The sequence below is a fragment of the Saccharopolyspora oryzae genome, from assembly GCF_027853915.1.
Lineage (GTDB): Bacteria > Actinomycetota > Actinomycetes > Mycobacteriales > Pseudonocardiaceae > Saccharopolyspora > Saccharopolyspora oryzae.
On sequence record NZ_JAQGLA010000009.1, the window covers coordinates 56,977 to 75,992 of the forward strand.

Consider the following 19,016-nt stretch of genomic DNA (forward strand, 5'->3'; position numbering starts at 1 on the left):
ATCGACAATGGGCGCAGTGCGCCGATCTTCCCCGCAATCCTGCGCGCTTTCAGCTGCGACCGAGGTGCCCGCGATGATGCGTTGTGAACCGGCGTTCAGGCCGCAGGATCGTGCTGCGGGGTGCCGGTGTTGATCGCGATGATCTTGGGCTCGGTGAGTTGCTGCACCGCTGACTCGACGCCTTCTCTGCCGATGCCGGAACGCTTGAAACCGCCGAAGGGCATGGCGTCGATGCGGAAGTCCGATGTGGAGTTGATCAGCACCGCGCCGACGGTCAGGGCGTTGGCGATCGTCATCGCTCGGTCGATGTCCTGGGTGAAGACTCCTGCTTGCAGACCGGTGTTCACCGCGTTCGCCGCGTCGATGGCGGCGGTCGTGTCGGTGAACGGGTCGAGCAGCACGACGGGGCCGAAGACCTCGTCGGTCCGGACCCGCGCGTCGGAGGGTGCGCCGGTGAGCACGGCGGGCCGCACGAAGGTACCCCGCCGCTGACCGCCGGTGTGCAGCGTTGCGCCGCCGGTGACCGCTTCGTCGATCCAGCGCACCACGCGCTCGGCCGCGTCGGCGTCGATCATCGGTCCGACGTCGGTCGCGGGGTCGCGCTTGCTGCCGACGACCAGGTCCCGCGCCGCGCTGACGACGCGTTCGAGCACCGCGCGATAGCGGGAAGCGTGCACGAGAACCCGCTGGACCGACAGGCAGTTCTGGCCGGCGACGCCGAAAGCGCCGTCCACGACGGCGGTCGCGACCCGGTCGGGATCGGCGTCGGAGCAGACGATCAGCGCGTTGTTGCCGCCGAGCTCCATCAGGAGCTTGCGCGCCGGACCGGCCTGCGCGATGCGGTCGGCGGTGCGGGGACCACCGGTGAAGGACACCACGTCGATGCGCGGGTGGCGGACGAGCGCCTGCCCGGACGTGCGGCCCGGAACAGCGGCGATGCGGTCGCCGGGAACACCGTTGCGCAGCAGGAGTTCGACGAGCGCGAGCGCGCTCAGCGGTGTTTGCTCGGCGGGTTTGAGGACCACGGCGTTGTCCGCGACGAGGGCGGGGCCGAGCTTGTGGGCGACCAGGTTGAGCGGGTCGTTGAACGGGGTGATCGCGGCGACGATGCCGAGCGGTTCGCGGGTGTGCCAACCGGTCCAGCCCAGGCCGCGCGGGGTGTTGTCGAAAGGCACTGTTCGACCGCTGAGGCTCGCGGCGGCGTGGGCTGCCAGCTCCAAGGTCTCGACGGCGCGGGACACCTCCGCGCGGGCTTCGGAGACCGTTTTGCACCCCTCCGCGGCGATGATCGCGGTGAACCTGTCCACCGACCTCGACAGCTCGTCAGCGGTGCTTTCGAGCGCTCGGCGGCGTTGCCAGAGCGGCCAGCAGCCGGGGCGCCAGTGCTCGGCCAGGTGCGCGACGGCGCGGTCGACCTCCGCGTCGGTGGTGTCCACGACGGACCCGACGGTCGAACCGTCCTCGGGGTCGCGCACCGGCATCCGGCGGTCGCCGTCCTGCCAGCTGCCCGCCCAGAAGCCTCCGGCCGGTGGTGTCCACACCTGGTCTTCGAGGGGTGCCGGTGCGCTGGTGGTCATCGGGACTCCTCGGTCGCCAGCGTGATCCGCGCTTCGTTCCAGTGGTGGCAACGCACCTGGTGCCCCGGTGCGATCTCCTGCGGTTGGGGGACTTCCGAGCGGCACCGCTCGGTCGCCAGCGGACATCGCGGGTGGAAGCGGCACCCCGACGGCGGATGGATCGGCGACGGCGGCTCGCCGGTCGCGGTCACCTCCGGCGGGGCTTGCGCGCAGGCCCCCGCGGAGGCCAGCAAGGTCAACGTGTACGGGTGGCAGGACCGCTCGAAAAGCACGTCCCGGTCGGCGATTTCGACGATCTGGCCGAGGTACATCACCGCGATGCGGTCGCCGATGAACCGCACCACGCGCAGGTCGTGCGAGATCATCACCATCGTCAGCTGGTGGTCGCGGCGCAGCCGGTGCAGCAGGTTCAGGATCCGCGCCTGCACCGAGGCGTCGAGCGCTGAGGTCGGCTCGTCGCAGATCAGCAGCTTGGGTCGCAGCAGCAAAGCGCGGGCGATCACCACGCGCTGCAGCTGCCCACCGGAGCATTCGGCCGGATAGCGGTCCAGGTAGCCCTGGTCCAGGCCGACCTCGGCCAGCGCCTCGGAGGCCGCCTGCACGCGCTGGTGCTTCCTGCCGATCCCGTGCTGCGCGAAGACGCTGCAGAGGCTTTCGCCGATGGTCATCCGCGGATCCATGGCGGCGTGCGGGTCCTGGAAGACCAGCTGCGCGGTGCGGGTCAGCCGCTTGCGCTCCGCCCCGCTCAGGTGGCCGACGTCCACGCCGTCGACGGCGACCCGACCGGACGTGGTGGGCGTCAGGCCGAGGACGACCCGGGCGAGGGTGCTCTTGCCGGAGCCGGATTCGCCGACCAGTCCCAGCACTTCCCCGTGGCGGACCCGGAGCGTGACGCCGTCGATGGAGTGCACCCGCTCGCGAGGCCGAAAACCGCGCCGCGGCAACGGGAAGTGCTTGACGGCGTCGTCCAGGACGATGACATCGCGGTCCTCAGCGCTCATAGCGGTTCCTTCGTCTGCTGCAGCGGAATCCAGCACCGGCTGGTGTGCCCGGGCGTGCCCGAATCGACGAGCGCCGGTTCGGCGTGCGCGCACTGGTGCTCGATGTGCGCGGACTGCGCGGTCGCGCACCGGTCCCGGAACCGGCAGCCGACCGTGATCTCCCGCGCCGAACCGGCCTGGCCCGGGATGGCGTAGAGCTCGCCCTGCGCGTTCTGCCGCAGCAGCGAGCACTCGATGAGCGCGCGCGTGTAGGGGTGTTCCGGTGCGGTGAGGATTTCCTCGGCCGGGCCCTGTTCCACGATGCGCCCGGCGTACATGACCGCGATCCGGTCGGCGATCGCGGACACCACGTTGAGGTCGTGCGAGATGAACAGCACCGACATGCCCAGCTCGCGCTTCTTCGCCGCGATGAGCCGGAGGATCTGGGCCTCGACGGTGGCGTCCAGGGCGGTGGTCGGTTCGTCGGCGATGAGCAGGCTCGGTTGCCCGGCCAGCGCCACCGCGATCATGACGCGCTGCGCGATGCCGCCGGAGAGCTGGTGCGCGTATGAGCGGGCGCGCCGCTCGGGTTCGGGGATCCCGACGTCCCGGAGCAGTTCGACGGTCGTCCTCCGCGCCGCGGACCGGCTCATGCCGCGGAACCGGCGCAGCGGTTCGGCGATCTGCGCACCCGCGGTGCAAGTGGGGTCGAGCATCCGCTTGGGCTGCTGGAACAGGACGCCGACCTGCCCGCCCCGGATCGAGTTCATCTCCTTGTCCGTGGCGCGCAGCAGGTCGTGGCCGCCGAGCGTCATCTCGTCGGCGCCGGCGGTCAGCGGTGCGGGGAGCAGGCGGATGAGCGACATCGCCGTCATGCTCTTGCCGGAGCCCGACTCGCCGACGACGGCCAGGACCTCGCCCTCGCCGATGCGCAGCGAAACGCCGTCGAGGATCGGCGGGCCGGTGGGCGAACCGACCGAGAGGTTGGTGACGGTCAGCAGATCGGTCATGCCCGCCTCCCCGGTCCGGGCGGCACCTCGGTGTCGGTGTGGTGCCGCAGGGTGATCATCGCTTCCCCGAAGTGCCGGTCCAGGGCCTCCAGCACGGCCGGGCGATCGCCGGCGCTGATCAGCTTGAGCAGCTCCCGGTGTTCGTCGACGAGGTCGGTGCGCCCCTTGTAGGTGCCCAGCATCAGGTTGAGGCCGAGCCGGGTCTGGTCCGCCAGCGAGCCGTACATCAGCGAGAGGCGTTCGCTGCGCGCGGCGTTGACGATGTGCTGGTGGAAGCGCAGGTCGGCGGCCGAGACCTGGTGCCAGTCCTCGTTCTCCACGGCCTGCGCCAGCTGCTCCACCGCCTGCTCCAGGTTCGCGATCAGCGCTGCCGGGGCGCCGTGCGAGGTCAGCCGCTGCAGCGCGGCGCGTTCGAGGGCGGCGCGGGCGAAGTACAGGTCGTCCAGGTCGTCGGCGGTCAGCACCCGAACGGCGATGCCCTTGTGCGGGGTGCTGATCAGCAGACCTTCCTGCACCAGTCGTTGCAGCCCCTCGCGCACGGGCCCGCGGCTGGTGGCGAAGCGCGCTGCCAGCTCGCCCTCGTTCAGCTGGGTACCGGGCGGGTAGGCGCCCGCGATGATCCGTTCGCGGATCTGCGACGTGACGACGGCGGCCAGCGTGCGCTTCGGGACACGCGGCTCGGGCTTGCGTTTCGGCGAGCTCACGGCTGCTCCTCGATCCAGATGCATCGGCTCAACCCCGGCTGCTCCGCCGGGCGTTGATTCCCTGACCTATCAGTGTGATGCTCAGCGCGGTCGCGAAAATGGCCAAACCGGGGTAGATCACCAGCCACGACGCGCGGGTCAGGTAGGGCTGCCCGTCGGCGAGCATGGAGCCCCAGTCGGCATCCGGGGGTTGCACGCCGAGACCGAGGAAGGACAGCGCGCCGACGGTGATCAGCTTGTGCCCGAAGCGGGTCGCGGCGTGGGCGAGCAGCGGGCCGAGCACGTTCGGCAGCACGTGGCGGAACACGATGAACGACTTCGAGCAGCCGAGCGCTCTAGCGGCCTCGACGAAGTCCCGCGCGGACACCTCCAGGGCCAGCCCGCGGGCGAGCCGGGCGAACGGGGTCCACCCGCTGATCACCAGCGCCAGCACCAGGGTCAGGTAGTTCGCCCCCAGCACGGACACCAGGAACATCGCGACGATGATCTCGGGGAAGGCCAGCAGCACGTCGCTGAGGCGCATCACGAACTCGTCCAGCGCGCCACCGCGCCGCGCGCACACGATGCCGATCAACGTGCCGGACAACGCGGAGATGGCCAGCGTGATCGCCGCGATCGACACCGAGAAGCGACCGCCGTCCATCAGCCTGCTCAGCACGTCGCGGCCGAGCTGGTCGGTGCCGAGCAGGTGCTCGCCACCGGGTGGCGCCAGCCGGGCCGCCAGGTCCTGCGCGGTCGGGTCGTGCGGTGCGATCCACGGGGTCAGGGCCAGCACCAGCAGCACGGCGGCGAACACCGCGACGCCGACGCGGAGGCTCACCGGCCAGGTCCGGACGTTCGCCCAACCGCGCCTGCGGGTGAGCCGCGGGGACGAGGTTTCGGTGCGTTGCGCTTCGGGTGCGCGCAGGTGGTCGTCAAGCAGAGACATGGGCTGTCCTCACCGTCGGATTGATGCACGCGTACACCAGGTCGGTCAGCGTCGTGATGAGCACCGCCAGCCCGACCAGGCTCACGATGCCGGCCTGCAGCGCGGGGACGTCGTTGTTCACCACCGACTCGTAGAGCAACCGCCCCATGCCAGGGATGGAGAAGATCACCTCGACCACCACGGATCCGCCCAGCAGCCCGGCCAGCCACACCGAGAAGAGCGTGATCACCGGCAGCAGCGAGTTGCGCACGCCGTGCCGGAGCATCGTCGTGCCGAATGCCAGCCCGCGGGCCCGGGCCGCGGTGATGTGCGGGGATTCGAGCACCTCGATCATCGATGCCCGGGCCACCTGCGTGAAGTAGCTCATCGGCCGGAGGGCGAGGGTGATGCAGGGCAGCACCATCGACTGCGGGCCCTGCCACCCCGCGGAGGGCAGCAGCCCGAACTGCATCGCCAGGACCAGGATCAGCACCGGTGCCAGCCAGTACTCGGGGATGGCCACGAAGCCCTGCGTCACCGTGGTGATCGCGGTGTCGGTCGGCTCGCCGCGCTTGACCGCGGCGAGCGCCCCGAGCGGCAGCGCGACCAGCAGGGCCAGCAGCAGCGACGCGACGGCCAGCACCGCGGTCACCGCGAGTCCGTGCCCGATCATCTCGATGACGGGGGAGCGGCTGGTGTAGGACAGGCCGAGATCGCCGCGCAGCGCGCTGCTGAGCCAATCCCAGTACTGCACGAGCAGTGGCCGGTCCAGGCCGTACTGGTGGCGCAGGTTCTCCAGCGCGGCCGGGTCGACGTCGAGGTCGCCGACCCGGGCCCGCAGGATCTTCCGCACCGGATCCCCCGGTGTGAGGTACGGGATCAGGAAGACCGCGAACGAGACGATCACGAGCGTGCTCATCAGCACGATGAGCCGTTTGACGACGTGGAACACGGCACGCCCCCTTTCCGCTGCTGGTAGGGGAGTTCAGCTGACGCGGTCGAGGAACTTGAAGAGCACACCTGCCGGGGGGAGGAACCACGGCGGGCCGAAATGTCCTGGCATGGCGCGGAACTTCAGGTCGCGCCACGGGTTGGCGGCCGGTTCGCCGGCGAGGACCTGGGCGAGCACCTTGCCCATGTGGGTGGCCATCTGCACGCCGTGGCCGCTGTAGCCGACCGAGTAGAACACCCCGTCGCGCTCCCCGGCGTGCACCATCTGGTCGAGGGACATGTCGACCAGCCCGCCCCAGCAGTAGTCGATGCGGGTACCGGCCAGCTGCGGGAAGACCTCGCGCATCGCGCGCTGCAGGATCCGCCCGCTCTTGCGGTCGGAGTCCTGGTTCGACAGGGCGAAGCGGGCTCGTCCGCCGAACAGCAACCGGTTGTCCGGGGTGATCCGGAAGTAGTACGTCAGGTGCTTGCTGTCGGAGGCGACCCGCCGGTTCGGCAGCAGCTCGTCGACCACCGCCGGGGAGAGCGGTTCGGTGACGACGATGAAGCTGCCGATCGGCACGATCCGCCGCTGCAGCCACGGGGTCAGGTTCCCGGTGTAACCGCTGGTCCCGACGACGACCTGATCGGCGCGGACCGTGCCGAGCTCGGTGCGCACGTCGTGGGCGTGCTCACCGCGCCGGACCAGCTCGACGACGCGGCATTCCTCGTGGATCGACACGCCGTTCGCCGCCGCCGAGCCGGCCAGCCCGGCCGTCAAGCGGCCGACGTGCACGGCCGCGCCGAGCGGATCGACCATGCCGCCGTGGTAGTACGGGCTGCCGATCTCGTCCCGGAGCCGGGACGGCGGCACGAGCCGCACGTCCTGCCCGGCCATGGTCCGCATCAGCTCGGCGGATTCCTCGAAAGCCCGGTAGTGCGACGGTTTCGCGGCCAACGTCAGCTTCCCGGTGCGCTCGAAGGAGCAGTCGATCCCCTCGGTCCGAACCAGTTCTTCCAGCGTGTCGATCGCGTCGTTGTAGGCGCGGAACATCGCCGTCGCCGGTCGCTCGCCGTATCGCTGGACGCCGGTGGCGAACGAGATGGCCAGCCCGGTGGTGGCCATCCCGCCGTTGCGCCCGGAGGCACCCCAACCGACGGTGTGCGCGTCCAGCAGCGCGACCTGCGCACCGCGGCGAGCCAGGTGCACGGCGGTCGACAGACCGGTGAGCCCGGCACCCACCACGACCACGTCCGCCCGCGCCGGGAGTTCGTTGCGCCGGAAGTCACCAGCGGGTTTCGCGGTGTCCAACCAGTACGACAGCAGTTTCACGAGGTCCTCCGATGTCCTGGTTCACAGACCGAGCAGCGGCGGCACGCCGGCCAGGTCGGTGGTCTCGGCGTACTCGTAGAACGGAACCGACGGGTCGTAGCCGCGGTTGACGTACACCTTGTGCCGGATGCGCAGCTCGTGCGCCGGGATCACGTCGTACCAGATGTGCGAGGAGACGTGCAGGATCTCGTCCCGCTCCGCGCCGAGCTGGTCGAGCATGTACTCGAACGCCCGGTAGCGCGGCTTGTACGCGCCGGCCTGCTCCGCGGTGAACACCCGGTGGAAGTCCACCCCGAGCTGCTCGACGTTGTTGCGGAACATCGCGTCCGCGGCGTTGGAGAGGATGACCAGCGGGTAGGCCGCGGCCAGTTTGCCGAGCGCTTCCGGCACTTCGGGATGCGGTCCCCACGAGCCGACCGCCTCGACGATGGTGTCGGCGTCGCCGGCGCGGTACTGGATCCGCCACCGGTTGCAGGCCCGCTGCCAGGAGTCGCGGAGGACCTGCTGGTAGGGCTTGTACTCGCCGATGACCTCGTCGATGCGGTAGGCGCGGAAGTCCTTGATGAACGTCGGGGTGTCCTCCGGCGCGATGCGGTCCGCGATGAGCGGGAGCACCGTCTCGGTCATCTGGAAGTTGGTGAGGGTTCCGTAGCAGTCGAAGGTGATGTACTTGGGTGTGTAGCCGAGCAGGTCCATGCGGAGCCTTCCCTTCGGTGCTTACTGGTTCGCCACGGTGAGCGAGTTGGTGACCGCGTACCTGGCCATCGGGTCGTCGACGAATCCGCGCACGGAGTTGCGGTGCGCGGCGAAGGTCTGCTCGTGCACCACGAAGGCGGTGACGGCGTTGTCCTCGAGCTGTCGCGCGATGTCGGCGTAGACGGCGTTGCGCTCGTCGGGTGTGGCCATCGCGTTCGCGGAGTCGAGCGCGGCGTCCACGGCCGGGTCGCAGAACTTGCTGATGTTGAACCCGCCGTTGCAGCTGTAATCGGCGGTCAGGTAGCCGATCGGATCGGCGATGTCGGTGAGGTGGTTGCGGGACAGCAGCGCCAGGTCGTAGTTGCCGTCCAGCAGCGTGGGTTCGATCGCGGAGTAGTCGCTCATCCGCACCTCGACGGTGATCCCGATCGCGGCCAGGTTGGCTTGGACAACTGCGGCCAGGTCGCCGAACTCCGGCCGTTCGGCGTAGGCGAGCAGGGTCAGCTTGAGCTGCCCCGGGGCGTATCCGGCGTCGGCGAGCAGCTTCTTGGCCTTCGCGACGTCCTGCGCCGGCGGCTTGGCGCCTCGCGGTGCCCACGCTTCGTCGGGGGAGAACGGTCCCACGGCCGGTTTCGCGCCGTTGTCGTAGACGCTCGTGGCGATGGCCCCGAGGTCGAGCGCGGCCTGAACGGCCTTGCGCAGCTCGGGTTTGTCGAACGGGGCGCGGGAGTTGTTGAAGTACAGGCCGGTGGTGCGAGGGGTGAACGCCTCGGTCACGGCGAGCTCGCTGTTGCTGCGCAGCTCGGCCAGCTTGGTGGCGGGGATGCCGAGCGCGATCTGGGATTCACCGGTCTGCAGCTGGGTGGCTCGGGTGGTGCCTTCCGGGGTGAACCGAGCCTCCACATGGGACACTGCAGCAGGGGGACCCCAGTAGTTCGCGTTGCGCTCCAACGTCATCGATTGGCTCGGTGCCTCGGAAACCGGGGTGTACGGGCCGGTGCAGTGGCGAACGGGGTCGATGCCGGAGTCGGTGTAGGCCGCGGGGGCGAGGATCCCGGTGTTCGCGCTCGCCAGCCGGAAGGGCAGCAGCGCGCTCGGTTTTCCGGTGGTGATCCGCACGGTCGACGGGTCGAGGGCGTCCACGCCCGCGATCACCTTCGGCGTGAACGCGCGCGGCGGTGCCTCGGCCTTGAGCAGTCGCCGCAGCGAATCCGCCACCGCGGCCGCGGTCAGGTCGGTGCCGTCCTGGAACTTGACGTTCTCGCGGAGCTTGAAGTCCCAGGACGTCGGGCTGCTCTGCTGCCAGGACGTGGCCAGCATCGGTTTGAGCTCGCTCGCTCCGGCGTCGTAGGTGAGCAGCGTTTCCAGGCAGCCGACCTGGCTGAGCACCAGGGCGTCGTCGGTTTCCAGGGCGTAGTGGGACTTGGGGGTGAACTGGAGGTTGATCACCAATCCGCCGTCGGCGCCGCCGGGGGAGCCGTTCTCGAAGGTGCCGCAGCCGGCCAGCGCCAGTGCGGTCGCCGCGGTGAGGGCGGCGTAGCGGACGAGTCGTGAGCTTCTCATGGGAACCACCTGGGGAGGGGGACAGCCGCCGGTAGATCACGACCGCCAGGCGTGTGCGTCGATCTCGTGGTCGGTTCCGGGCGACGGGCGCCTCGTCGACTTCTCGTCTCCCGCTCCGCTGCTCGCCGGTAGTCCTGGCCATCGGCGAGGACGGGCGATCGCGGCGCACTACTGGCAGCTGCTGCAACGGTGCGGACGCCGACCGCTGGGGAGAGCGGCCGACCGAGGTGAGCCGGATGATCGGCTCGGCAAGGATGCGGGCAATCATGTGGCAGCGATCAGGCGTTGTCAACAATTCCTTCTGCTGAGCGGATCGTTGACCGGTCACCTCCCGCCGGGATGCGTCTGAACGGGCGAAAAAGCTTTGCGCACCAGGAGTTTCGCGAGGAGTGTCGGTAGCCCGCCGGGCCGGCTCGCGGTCTGGGCCACTTTGTTAACAACCTGGGTCGGACGTCTTCCGGAGCTCGTTCAGCGGTTGACGGTCCGGGCCGAGCATTTGTAACGTCTCACGTGAAACATCACGCGCTGAACATCTCGCGCGCTCCCACCACAGACGGGAATTCGGTCTCGATGAGCAGCGAAAACTCGACCAGTGCGGCCGGAGCTCGGGCAGTCGGCCACGAGCACGAACACGACGACCACGGCGCGCACCACGGACACGGACATGGACATGGGCACGGCCACGGTCATGGGCACGGCGACGAGCACGGCTTCCTGGCGAAGCTGAAGCACGTCGTGGTGCCGCATTCGCACGACGCCAACGAAGCCATCCAGTCGGCGGAGGAGACCAGCGGTCAGGGGATCCGGGCGGCCTGGATCGGCCTCGCCGGGATGATGGCGACCGCGATCCTGCAGATGGCGATCGTGGCGATCTCCGGATCGATCGCGCTGCTCGCCGACACCCTGCACAACCTCGGGCACGCGGTCACGACGATCCCGCTGGTCATCGCCTTCCGGCTCGGCAGGCGCGCGGCCACGAAGCGCTACAACTACGGCTACCGCCGGGCCGAGGACCTGGCCGGCGTGCTGATCTCCCTGGTGATCGCGGCCTCCGTGGTGCTGATCATCTGGGAGTCGGTGGACGCCCTGATCAACCCGCGCCCGCTGACCAACCTGTGGTGGGTCTTCGCCGCGGGTTTCGTCGGCGCCGCGGGCAACGAGATCGTGGCGATCTACCGGATCCGCACCGGCCGCAAGATCGGCTCGGCGGCGCTGATCGCCGAAGGGCAGCACGCCCGCGCCGACGGGCTCACCTCGATCGCCGTGGTGCTCGGCGTGGTCGGGGTGTGGCTCGGCTTCGAGCGGGCGGACGCCATCATCGGCCTGATCATCGCGCTGGTGATCTCGGGCATCCTGATCAGCACCATGCGCACCGTGTTCCGCCGGCTGATGGACGGCGTCGAACCCGGCGTCATCGATTCGATGACCCGCACGACCTCCGCCGTCGACGGCGTGGTGGCGGTGGACCGGGTCCGCGCCCGCTGGAACGGCCACCGCATGGAGGCCGACGCGGAAGTCGCGGTGGCGGGCGACCTGAGCGTCCTGGAAGGACACCGGATCGCCGACCGCGTCGAACACGAACTGCTGCACGCGACACCGCACCTCGAATCGGTCGTCGTGCACCTGCACCCGATCGTCGACGGAGCAAGACCAGCAGATCTGCACGAACTCGCCGGACACCACGCGAGCGCCGAAGCCCGCGCCGAGTACCGGGCGAAACTGGCCGCCCAGCAGTAGCGGCGGTTCCGCAAGCCAACACCGAACCGGAGGTTCGCGCCATGCCAGCGAATTCCGACCACGACACCGGATACCTCGTTCGAGAACTCACCGCCGCCGACATCCCGGAAGCGCGAGCGCTGATGCTGCGCACCGTCCGGGAGGACTTCGGCGACCCCTACGACCCGGTCGTGCACGCCGACATCGACGACATGGCCGGCTGGTACCTCGAACCCGAGGCACCGTTCCTGCTCGTCGCCGAGGACCAGCGCACCGGTGAACTGCTGGCCACGGCGGGCATCCGCGGCGGAGCGCTGAAGGAAGGGCTCAGCCCGCCGCACCTGGTGGAACGCTACCGGGACGGTCGCACCGGCCAGCTCGTCCGCGTCTACGTCCTGCGCGAGCACCGGCGACGCGGCATCGCTCGGGTCCTGATCCGCGAAGTCCTGGACCGCGTGCGGAGCGAAGGCCACTACGACACCGTCGCGCTGCACACCTTCCGCCACTCGCCGGGCGCGGTGCCGTTCTGGCTGTCCATCGGCTCGGTCCTGGTCGAGGACGACACCGCCGGGGTGTCCCGCGCGGTGTTCATGGAAATCCCGCTCGCCGTGCGCAACTCCGCATCGGTCTGATCGACGAAATGAGGAACTGACGATGGCCAAACGGCGTGACGTCTTCATCTACGTCTCCGAACCGGGCAAGGTCGACGAGGCCAAGGACTGCCTCCGCGAGTTCCTGCGGTCCCTGGACGGGCATCCCGGCTACCTCGGCGGCTCGGTCCTGGAAGAAGTCGCGAACGAGCTGCTGCCGGGCACCCTCGTGCTGATCATCGAATTCGAGTCCACCGAAGCGGCCCGCGCGTTGTGGCCGAAGATCGAGAACACCAGCAACCCGCTGTACCCCGACGACAAGTCCGACAAGTCCCCGGACCAGGGCGCGGCGTTCTTCAACCGGGCCGAGCCGCGGCTGAAGTTCTCGCGCGGCAACGGTTCGCTGGCCCGCATGCTGCACGTCCACGCGTCCGAGGTCGACGAGTTCGTCGCGGCCTGATGGGTCTGATGTCCATGTCCCCCGAGGCGCAGCACGACGCCGATGTCGCCGTGATCGGACTCGGTGCGATCGGAGCCATGGCCGCGTGGCGGCTCGCCGTCCGCGGCCACGGCGTCCACGGGTACGAGCGGTTCGGCATCGGGCACGACCGGGGCGCGTTCTCCGGGCAGACGCGGCGGTTCTCCGTGCAGAGCCAACGAGAACCGCGGCTCACCCCGCTCGCGCTGCAAGCGCTCGACCTCTGGCGCGGCCTGGAGAGCGCGACCGGGCGCAGCCTCCTGCACCTCGTCGGCGGCCTGATCCTCGGGCCGTCCGACGCGCCGGCGCTCGTCGCCGCGCACGCTTCGGCGCGCGCGGCCGGGCTCGACCACGAGGTGCTGGACAGCGCCGAGCTCAAGGAACGCTTTCCGCAGCACCTGGTCCGAGCCGGCGACGCGGGCGTCCTCGACCCGAAGGCGGGTTTCCTGCGACCGGAGCTGTCGGTGGTGACCGCGGCCCAACGGGCCGAGGAACTCGGTGCGGTCGTGTTCGACCACACGCGAGTGCTGGGCGTGGAGCCGGAAGCCGACGGCGTCGTGGTCCGGACCGAGACCGGTTCCCGGCGCTACGCCCACGTCGTGGTGGCGCCGGGAGCGCGGGCGCGCGACGTCCTCCCGGCGATGCGCACCGCGGTGCTGCCCCGGCGGGTGGTGCAGGCCTGGTACGTGCCGGACGACATCGACCGGTACCGCGGCGACGTGTTCCCGGTCTTCGAACGCGTCGGGGACGTCAACGCCTACGGCTTCCCGGTGGTCGACGGCGCCACGATCAAGATCGGCATCTACACCACCGGGCACCCCGTCGTCCACGACACCGACAACCCGCCGCTGACCGTCGGCCGGGAACTCCTGCACCTCTTCCGGGACGCGGTGGCGACCTACTTCCCCGGGCTGCACGCCGACCCGGTGGCCACGACGATCGGGCTGGAGGGCTACACCACCGACGGACAACCACTGCTGGGCGCGCTGCCCGACGAGCCGCGGATCATCGTTGCCTGCGGCTTCTCCGGGGCCGGGTTCAAGTTCGCCCCCGCCGTCGGCGACGTCGTCGCCGACCTGGTCACCGACGGGCGCACCCCGCGCGACGTCGACTTCCTGGCCCCGGACCGGCCGCTGGCGGACTGGCCCCCGGACGCCCTGACCCCGGCGTGACCTGCCGCGGCGCTGCCGAGCGGTATCATCGCACCTGACATGTCACGAAACGTTTCAGGCAGCGCGACCGAGAGCGCCTACCAGCACCTCAAGCACCTGATCCTGACCAGCGAGCTGGCGCCGGGGGAGGAGCTGCGCGAGGTCGCCCTCACCGAGGCCACCGGGTTCGGCCGCTCCCCGGTCCGCGAGGCGCTGCGCCGCCTGGTGCAGGAGGGTTTCGTCGAGGTGCGCCCTCGGCAGGGCTACCGGGTCTCGGTGGTCACCCTGGCCAGCGTCCAGGACCTGTTCGAAATGCGACTCGTGCTCGAACCGGTGGCGGTCGAGCTCGCCGCGCAGCGCGCACCGCAGGAAGAGCTGGAGGAACTGCACGCGCTCGCCCACAAGACGTACGTGCACGGTGACACGCTCAGCTACGAGCGGTTCCTCCAGGACAACCGGGAGTTCCACGTCCGCATCGCCAAGGCGACCGGCAACGAACGCCTGGCCAGGACCCTGCAAGGCCTGCTCGAGGAGATGCAGCGGCTGTTCTTCATCAGCCTCGGCAACCGCGACCGCGCCGCGGAGATGGTGCACGAGCACCACGACCTCCACGACGCGCTCCTGGCCCGAGACGCTCCCCGGGCCCGCGAGATCGTCGTCCAGCAGATCGAAGCGAGCCGAGCCCGGGTCCTCGAAGGGCTCGTCTCCGGAACCGAGCACCCGAACCGGGCCGCCACCGGCATCGTCCTGGCCGACACCACAGCCCCCCGACGCCGCTGAACACCCGCCAGCCTCAACGGCGTGCAGCGCTAGTGCCGCATCAGGCAACGTTCGCCCTGTCGACTGCGGCTCGCAGTCGTTGATCGTCAGCGTGACGGTTTCGCCAGATGATGCATCTGCCGGTTCCCGTCTTCAGCTACGCTGCCTGCCGTGTCCGCACGAACATGGTCACCCGATCCTGGGACGCCCGTGGTCGAGTATCGATCCGGCCGGGCGATGTTCATCGGCGGGCTGGCCATGTTCGTCTTCTTCGGGATGGCCTTCGTCTTCCCCGACATCGGGAACCCGTCGGGGACGTCGAAAGCCGATCTTTCTCCGGCCCTCGTGTCGTTCCTGTTCGGCGCGTTCGCGCTGGGCGGCCTGCTGGTGATGGTCGGCTCCGTCCCCCGCACGCATCGCTTCGCCGTCGATGAACGTGGACTGTGGTGGCGGGCCGGTCGCAAATCCGACCTGATCGCGTGGGACGAGCTGCGTGCCGTGCGCGGCCAGGAAGCCCGCCCGCCGGTCAAGGACGACCCGAACTCGAGGGCGGTGCGGTCGGCCCTGGTGTTCACCCCCGTGGACCGTCGCTTCGTCACCCGCCACAGCGCGCTGTTGCGACGCCTGCCCACTGCCGATCCGGAAGTGGAGCTGAGACTGCCGGACACCACCACGGTCCGGCAGCTGGCTCAGGAGATAGCCAGAGTCCGGCCGGACCTGCTCCGCTAGGGCGTGTATCGAAGTGCTGGCCCGTTGATGTGCCATCGACCAAGACGATGATCTTTCCGGAGATCTCGTGGCCGGACACGCCCTAGTGGTCGGTGATGGTGGTTTCGGTGCGGTTGTCGGACCACCGGGTGTGGAAGGTGCCGGGTTCGTCGATGCGGTGGAAGGTGTGGGCTCCGAAGTAGTCGCGTTGGCCTTGGACGAGTGCGGCGGGGAGGCGTTTGGCGGCGAGTGAGTCGTAGTAGCTCAGTGCGGCGCCGAATCCGGGGATGGGAACTCCGGAGAGGGCTGCGGTTGCGACAAGTGGATCCGACCCGCGTGACTCCCGAAGCTGTTGCCACGAAGACGAATTCGCGACTCGGTGCCCCGCATCAGGGGTGAGATCACGGCCTGCCGCGGGTGTCAGTCGCGGTCGAGGGCTGGGCGTTTGGGGTTGAAGGTCCAGCCCGGGATCAGGTGCTGCATCGCTGCTGCGTCGTCGCGGGCTCCGAGGCATTGCTCCAGGTAGAGCTCGTGGGCTGCCTGCACCCGGTCCACGTCGAGGACCACCCCGAGGCCGGGGGAGGCGGGGACGTCGATCCGGCCTTCGGTGATGCGCAGCGGATCCCGGGTGATCCGCTGGCCGTCCTGCCAGATCCAGTGGGTGTCGATCGCGGTGATCTCGCCGGGGGCCGCCGCTGCGACGTGGGTGAACATCGCCAGGGACACGTCGAAGTGGTTGTTGGAGTGCGAGCCCCAGGTCAGGCCCCACTCGTGGCAGAGCTGGGCCACCCGCACCGAGCCGCTCATCGTCCAGAAGTGCGGGTCTGCCAGGGGGATGTCCACCGCTGCGGCGCGGATCGCGTGGTGGAGCTGCCGCCAGTCGGTGGCGATCATGTTGGTGGCGGTGGGCAACCCGGTCGCGCGGCGGAACTCCGCCATCGTCTCGCGACCCGAGTAGCCGCCCTCGGCGCCGCACGGGTCCTCCGCGTAGGCGAGGACGTCGCGCAGGGCGCGGCCGATCTCGATCGCTTCGGCCAGCTGCCAGCCGCCATTGGGGTCCAGGGTGATCCGCGCTTCGGGGAACCGCTGCGCCAGCGCGGTGACGACCTCGGCTTCGGCCGGTCCGGGCAGGACACCGCCCTTGAGCTTGAAGTCGCGGAACCCGTAGCGCTGCCGCGCCGCTTCCGCCAAGCGCACGACCGATTCCGGTGTGAGGGCTTCCTCGTGGCGCAGGCGCAGCCAGTCGTCGTCGGGTTCGTCCGCCGGGCTCCGGTAGGCGAGGTCGGTTCGCTTCCGGTCGCCGACGAAGAAAAGGTAGCCGAGCACCGGCACCGAGTCGCGCTGCTGCCCGTCGCCGAGCAGTTCGGCCACCGGCACCTCCAGGTGCTGGCCGAGGAGGTCGAGCATCGCCGACTCGATCGCCGTGCTGGCGTGGACCGCGACGCGCAGGTCGAAGGTCTGCGCGCCGCGACCGCCCGCATCGCGGTCGGCGAACCGGGCGCGCACCTCGCCGAGGACCGAGCGCACCCGGGCGACCGGCCGTCCGACGACCAGGTCCGCCGCGTCGTCGAGCGTGCTGCGGATCGGTTCGCCGCCGGGCACCTCGCCGACCCCGGTCCGGCCTTCGGAATCGGTGAGGATCACCAGGTTTCGGGTGAAGTGCGGGGCGTGGGCCCCGCTGAGGTTGAGCAGCATGCTGTCGTGCCCGGCGATCGGGACCACCCGCATCGCGGTGACCACGGGCTGCTTCTGCGTCATGCGTTCCTCCGCACCAAAACGGTTTTCGCAGCGCGGCTCGCCCGCCGCCGGGCGCCGCTGCCACGTCAGGCGATCGGGATGAAAACCTCGTTGAAATCGCGCGTCCCGTTCAGGAACGCCGGAGCCGGCGATTCGGTGGGTGGTGTCATCACTCCTCCGGCACGCGCTCGACCAGGTCGGCCAGCGCGGCGAGTTCGGCGTCGTCCAGGTCGACGAGCGGCGGGCGCACCGGCCCGGCCGGGCGGCCGATGACCTTCATGCCCGCCTTCACGATGCTCACCGCGTACCCGGCGCGCCGGTTGCGGATGTCGCAGTACGGCAGCACGAACTCGTTCAGGTACCGGTACACCGCGGCGCGGTCCCGATCTCTGACCGCCCGGTAGAAGCGCAGCGCGAACTCCGGCACGAAGTTGAACATCGCCGACGAGTAGGTGGTCACGCCCAGTTCCAGCAGCGGCAGTGCGAACGTCTCGGCAGTGGGCAGTCCGCCGACGTAGGTGAGCCGGTCGCCGAGCCGGGAGTACAGGCGGGTCATCTTCTCCACGTTGCCGACGCCGTCCTTGAACCCGACCAGGTTCGGGCAGTCCTCGGCGAGCTCCGCGACCGTGGTGTCCTCGAAGATCGCGTTGGCCCGGCTGTAGAGGACCACCCCGAGCCCGGTGGCGGCGCAGACCGCCCGGACGTGCGCGGCGAGCCCGGCCTGGTCGGCTTCGGTCAGGTAGGGCGGGAGCAGCAGCAGACCGGCTGCCCCGGCGCGTTCGGCGGCGCGGGCCATCTCCACCGCCGTCGCGGTGCCGTACCCGGCCGGGGCGATCACCGGCAGTCCCGCAGGCACCTCCTGCACGGCGGCGGTCACCACCTGCTCGACCTCGGCCGGGGTCAGCGAGAAGAACTCGCCGGTGCCGCCGGCCGCGAACAGCCCGGCCGCGCCGAAACGGCTCAACCAGCCGATGTTCTCGCGGTAGGCGGCCTCGTCGAAGCCGAGGTCGGGCCGGAAGTGGGTCACCGGGAACGACAGCAACCCGCTGGCGAGCTGCCGGGCCATGCCGGTGGGCGAGTACGCGGACATCAAAGATCTCCTCCGTGGGCGATTCCTGACGACGTCCTTGCCGGCTGCGCGGCCCGGCGGCTGGGCGGTGCGTTCGCCGACGAGCAGGAGCGACTTCCTGGTGTCTTCGGACGGTCGGTCTGCGGATGACAGTAAGGTGGCCCATCAATGCCCGTCCAAATCAAACAATGCATCTACTGATACCGGGGCAGCATCGATGTTCACGCTCAACCAACTCACGGGTTTCGTCGCGGTGGCCGAGGAGCAGCACTTCGGCCGGGCCGCGCAGCGGCTGCGCATGACCCAGCCCCCGCTGACCCGGCAGATCCAGCAGCTGGAGAAGGAGCTCAAGGTCCAGCTGTTCGACCGCACCAGCCGCACCGTGCGGCTGACTCCGGCCGGCCGCGCGTTCCTGCAGGACGCGCGACGTCTGCTGCACGAGGCGGAGAACGCCGCGCTCTCGGTGCGGCGCGCGACCCTCGGCCAGGCCGGCATCATCCGCATCGGGTTCACCGCGACCTCGGCGTACGGGGTGCTCGGCGGCCTGCTGGCCACCGTTCGCGAGCACCTGCCGCACGTGGACGTGGTGCTGCACGAGCTGGTGACCCGCGACCAGGCGGAACGGCTGTCGGGCGGTTCCCTGGACCTCGGGCTCGCCCGCCCGCCGGCCGCGCGTCCCGAGCTGGCGTCGCGGCTGTTCCGCTCCGAACCCCTGCTGGCCGCGCTGCCGGACGGGCACCCGCTCGCGGATGGCTCCGAACCGCTGGAACTGGGCGAGTTCCACGGCGCCGACGTGGTGATGTACTCCCCGACGGAAGCGCGGTACTTCCACGAACTGCTCGTCACCGCCTTCGGCCGGACCGGGGTGCGGCCGACGTACGTGCAGCACGTCAGCCAGATCCACACCGCTCTGGCCCTGGTGCAGGTCGGGCTCGGTGCCGCGCTGGTGCCCGCCACCGCGGCACGGCTGCACTTCGAAGGCGTGCGCTTCCGACCGCTGCAGCTGCCCGAACCGGATCCGGTGGAACTGCACCTGGTCTGGCGCCGCGCGAACGACAACCCGGCTCTGCACGCGCTGCTCGATCTGCTCTGACCCACCACTGTGGAC

General features: G+C 70.0%; 19 protein-coding genes. 7 read left to right on the plus strand and 12 right to left on the minus strand.

Translation table 11 applies throughout. The features are described 5' to 3' along the window. Nucleotides 1-95: 95 nt before the first annotated feature. Genes OU415_RS08705 through OU415_RS08745 form a run of 9 tightly spaced genes read right to left on the minus strand, consistent with a single transcriptional unit; the run spans nucleotide 96 to nucleotide 9,700 of the window. Nucleotides 96-1,577 carry an aldehyde dehydrogenase family protein gene (locus OU415_RS08705; protein WP_270948093.1) on the minus strand — a complete coding sequence of 494 codons (1,482 nt, stop codon included), beginning with the start codon at nucleotides 1,575-1,577 and terminating at the stop codon, nucleotides 96-98. Next, entirely contained in the window at nucleotides 1,574-2,578 is a 1,005-nt protein-coding gene (locus OU415_RS08710; protein WP_270948094.1) for an ABC transporter ATP-binding protein, read from the minus strand. Before OU415_RS08710 ends, OU415_RS08705 begins: the two co-directional genes overlap by 4 nt. After that, a complete protein-coding gene (locus OU415_RS08715) occupies nucleotides 2,575-3,567 on the minus strand; it encodes an ABC transporter ATP-binding protein (protein ID WP_270948095.1) in 993 nt (330 codons plus the stop codon). Before OU415_RS08715 ends, OU415_RS08710 begins: the two co-directional genes overlap by 4 nt. Beyond that, complete coding sequence (locus OU415_RS08720; RefSeq protein ID WP_270948096.1) at nucleotides 3,564-4,271, minus strand: GntR family transcriptional regulator; 708 nt, start codon at nucleotides 4,269-4,271, stop codon at nucleotides 3,564-3,566. The genes OU415_RS08715 and OU415_RS08720 overlap by 4 nt, the downstream gene beginning before the upstream one ends. 28 nt (nucleotides 4,272-4,299) lie before the next feature. Next, nucleotides 4,300-5,199: an ABC transporter permease gene (locus OU415_RS08725; protein WP_270948097.1), complete on the minus strand. Its 900-nt coding sequence runs from the start codon at nucleotides 5,197-5,199 to the stop codon at nucleotides 4,300-4,302. Next, nucleotides 5,186-6,130 carry an ABC transporter permease gene (locus tag OU415_RS08730; protein WP_270948098.1) on the minus strand — a complete coding sequence of 315 codons (945 nt, stop codon included), beginning with the start codon at nucleotides 6,128-6,130 and terminating at the stop codon, nucleotides 5,186-5,188. The genes OU415_RS08725 and OU415_RS08730 overlap by 14 nt, the downstream gene beginning before the upstream one ends. Before the next feature lie 33 nt (nucleotides 6,131-6,163). Then, on the minus strand, nucleotides 6,164-7,441 hold the full coding sequence (locus OU415_RS08735) for an NAD(P)/FAD-dependent oxidoreductase (protein ID WP_270948099.1): 1,278 nt from the start codon (nucleotides 7,439-7,441) through the stop codon (nucleotides 6,164-6,166). 21 nt (nucleotides 7,442-7,462) lie between these two features. Continuing rightward, a complete protein-coding gene (locus tag OU415_RS08740; RefSeq protein ID WP_270948100.1) occupies nucleotides 7,463-8,137 on the minus strand; it encodes a haloacid dehalogenase type II in 675 nt (224 codons plus the stop codon). Between the two features lie 21 nt (nucleotides 8,138-8,158). Further along, nucleotides 8,159-9,700 (minus strand): ABC transporter substrate-binding protein, encoded by a 1,542-nt coding sequence (locus tag OU415_RS08745; protein ID WP_270948101.1) that lies wholly within the window; start codon nucleotides 9,698-9,700, stop codon nucleotides 8,159-8,161. A 570-nt stretch (nucleotides 9,701-10,270) separates the two neighbouring features. On the opposite strand from OU415_RS08745, the gene OU415_RS08750 reads away from it, so the two are divergent. From OU415_RS08750 to OU415_RS08775, 6 genes are all read left to right on the plus strand, one after another. Beyond that, nucleotides 10,271-11,437: a cation diffusion facilitator family transporter gene (locus tag OU415_RS08750; protein ID WP_270948102.1), complete on the plus strand. Its 1,167-nt coding sequence runs from the start codon at nucleotides 10,271-10,273 to the stop codon at nucleotides 11,435-11,437. Nucleotides 11,438-11,478: 41 nt separating this feature from the next. Then, on the plus strand, nucleotides 11,479-12,048 hold the full coding sequence (locus tag OU415_RS08755; RefSeq protein ID WP_270948103.1) for a GNAT family N-acetyltransferase: 570 nt from the start codon (nucleotides 11,479-11,481) through the stop codon (nucleotides 12,046-12,048). 22 nt (nucleotides 12,049-12,070) lie between these two features. Further along, nucleotides 12,071-12,466, plus strand: a complete 396-nt coding sequence (locus OU415_RS08760; RefSeq protein ID WP_270948104.1) for a hypothetical protein — start codon at nucleotides 12,071-12,073, stop codon at nucleotides 12,464-12,466. Nucleotides 12,467-12,474: 8 nt separating this feature from the next. Beyond that, a complete protein-coding gene (gene solA / locus OU415_RS08765; protein WP_270948105.1) occupies nucleotides 12,475-13,656 on the plus strand; it encodes an N-methyl-L-tryptophan oxidase in 1,182 nt (393 codons plus the stop codon). 39 nt (nucleotides 13,657-13,695) lie between these two features. Next, nucleotides 13,696-14,415 carry a GntR family transcriptional regulator gene (locus OU415_RS08770; RefSeq protein ID WP_270948106.1) on the plus strand — a complete coding sequence of 240 codons (720 nt, stop codon included), beginning with the start codon at nucleotides 13,696-13,698 and terminating at the stop codon, nucleotides 14,413-14,415. Nucleotides 14,416-14,604: 189 nt separating this feature from the next. Then, the gene (locus OU415_RS08775; protein WP_270948107.1) at nucleotides 14,605-15,123 is read left to right on the plus strand and encodes a hypothetical protein; all 519 of its coding nucleotides are present in this window, start codon (nucleotides 14,605-14,607) and stop codon (nucleotides 15,121-15,123) included. Nucleotides 15,124-15,205: 82 nt separating this feature from the next. On the opposite strand, the gene OU415_RS38300 is transcribed toward OU415_RS08775, so the two are convergent. From OU415_RS38300 to kdgD, 3 genes are all read right to left on the minus strand, one after another. Continuing rightward, nucleotides 15,206-15,616, minus strand: coding sequence for a hypothetical protein (locus OU415_RS38300; RefSeq protein WP_408641824.1), 411 nt, complete (start codon nucleotides 15,614-15,616; stop codon nucleotides 15,206-15,208). Then, complete coding sequence (locus tag OU415_RS08785; RefSeq protein WP_270948108.1) at nucleotides 15,523-16,860, minus strand: enolase C-terminal domain-like protein; 1,338 nt, start codon at nucleotides 16,858-16,860, stop codon at nucleotides 15,523-15,525. The genes OU415_RS38300 and OU415_RS08785 overlap by 94 nt, the downstream gene beginning before the upstream one ends. Nucleotides 16,861-17,008: 148 nt before the next feature. Beyond that, nucleotides 17,009-17,929, minus strand: coding sequence for a 5-dehydro-4-deoxyglucarate dehydratase (gene kdgD, locus OU415_RS08790; RefSeq protein WP_270948109.1), 921 nt, complete (start codon nucleotides 17,927-17,929; stop codon nucleotides 17,009-17,011). Nucleotides 17,930-18,125: 196 nt separating this feature from the next. Here kdgD and OU415_RS08795 point away from each other — a divergent pair, with 196 nt between their 5' ends. Continuing rightward, a complete protein-coding gene (locus OU415_RS08795; RefSeq protein ID WP_270948110.1) occupies nucleotides 18,126-19,001 on the plus strand; it encodes a LysR substrate-binding domain-containing protein in 876 nt (291 codons plus the stop codon). The last annotated feature ends 15 nt before the right edge of the window (nucleotides 19,002-19,016 follow it).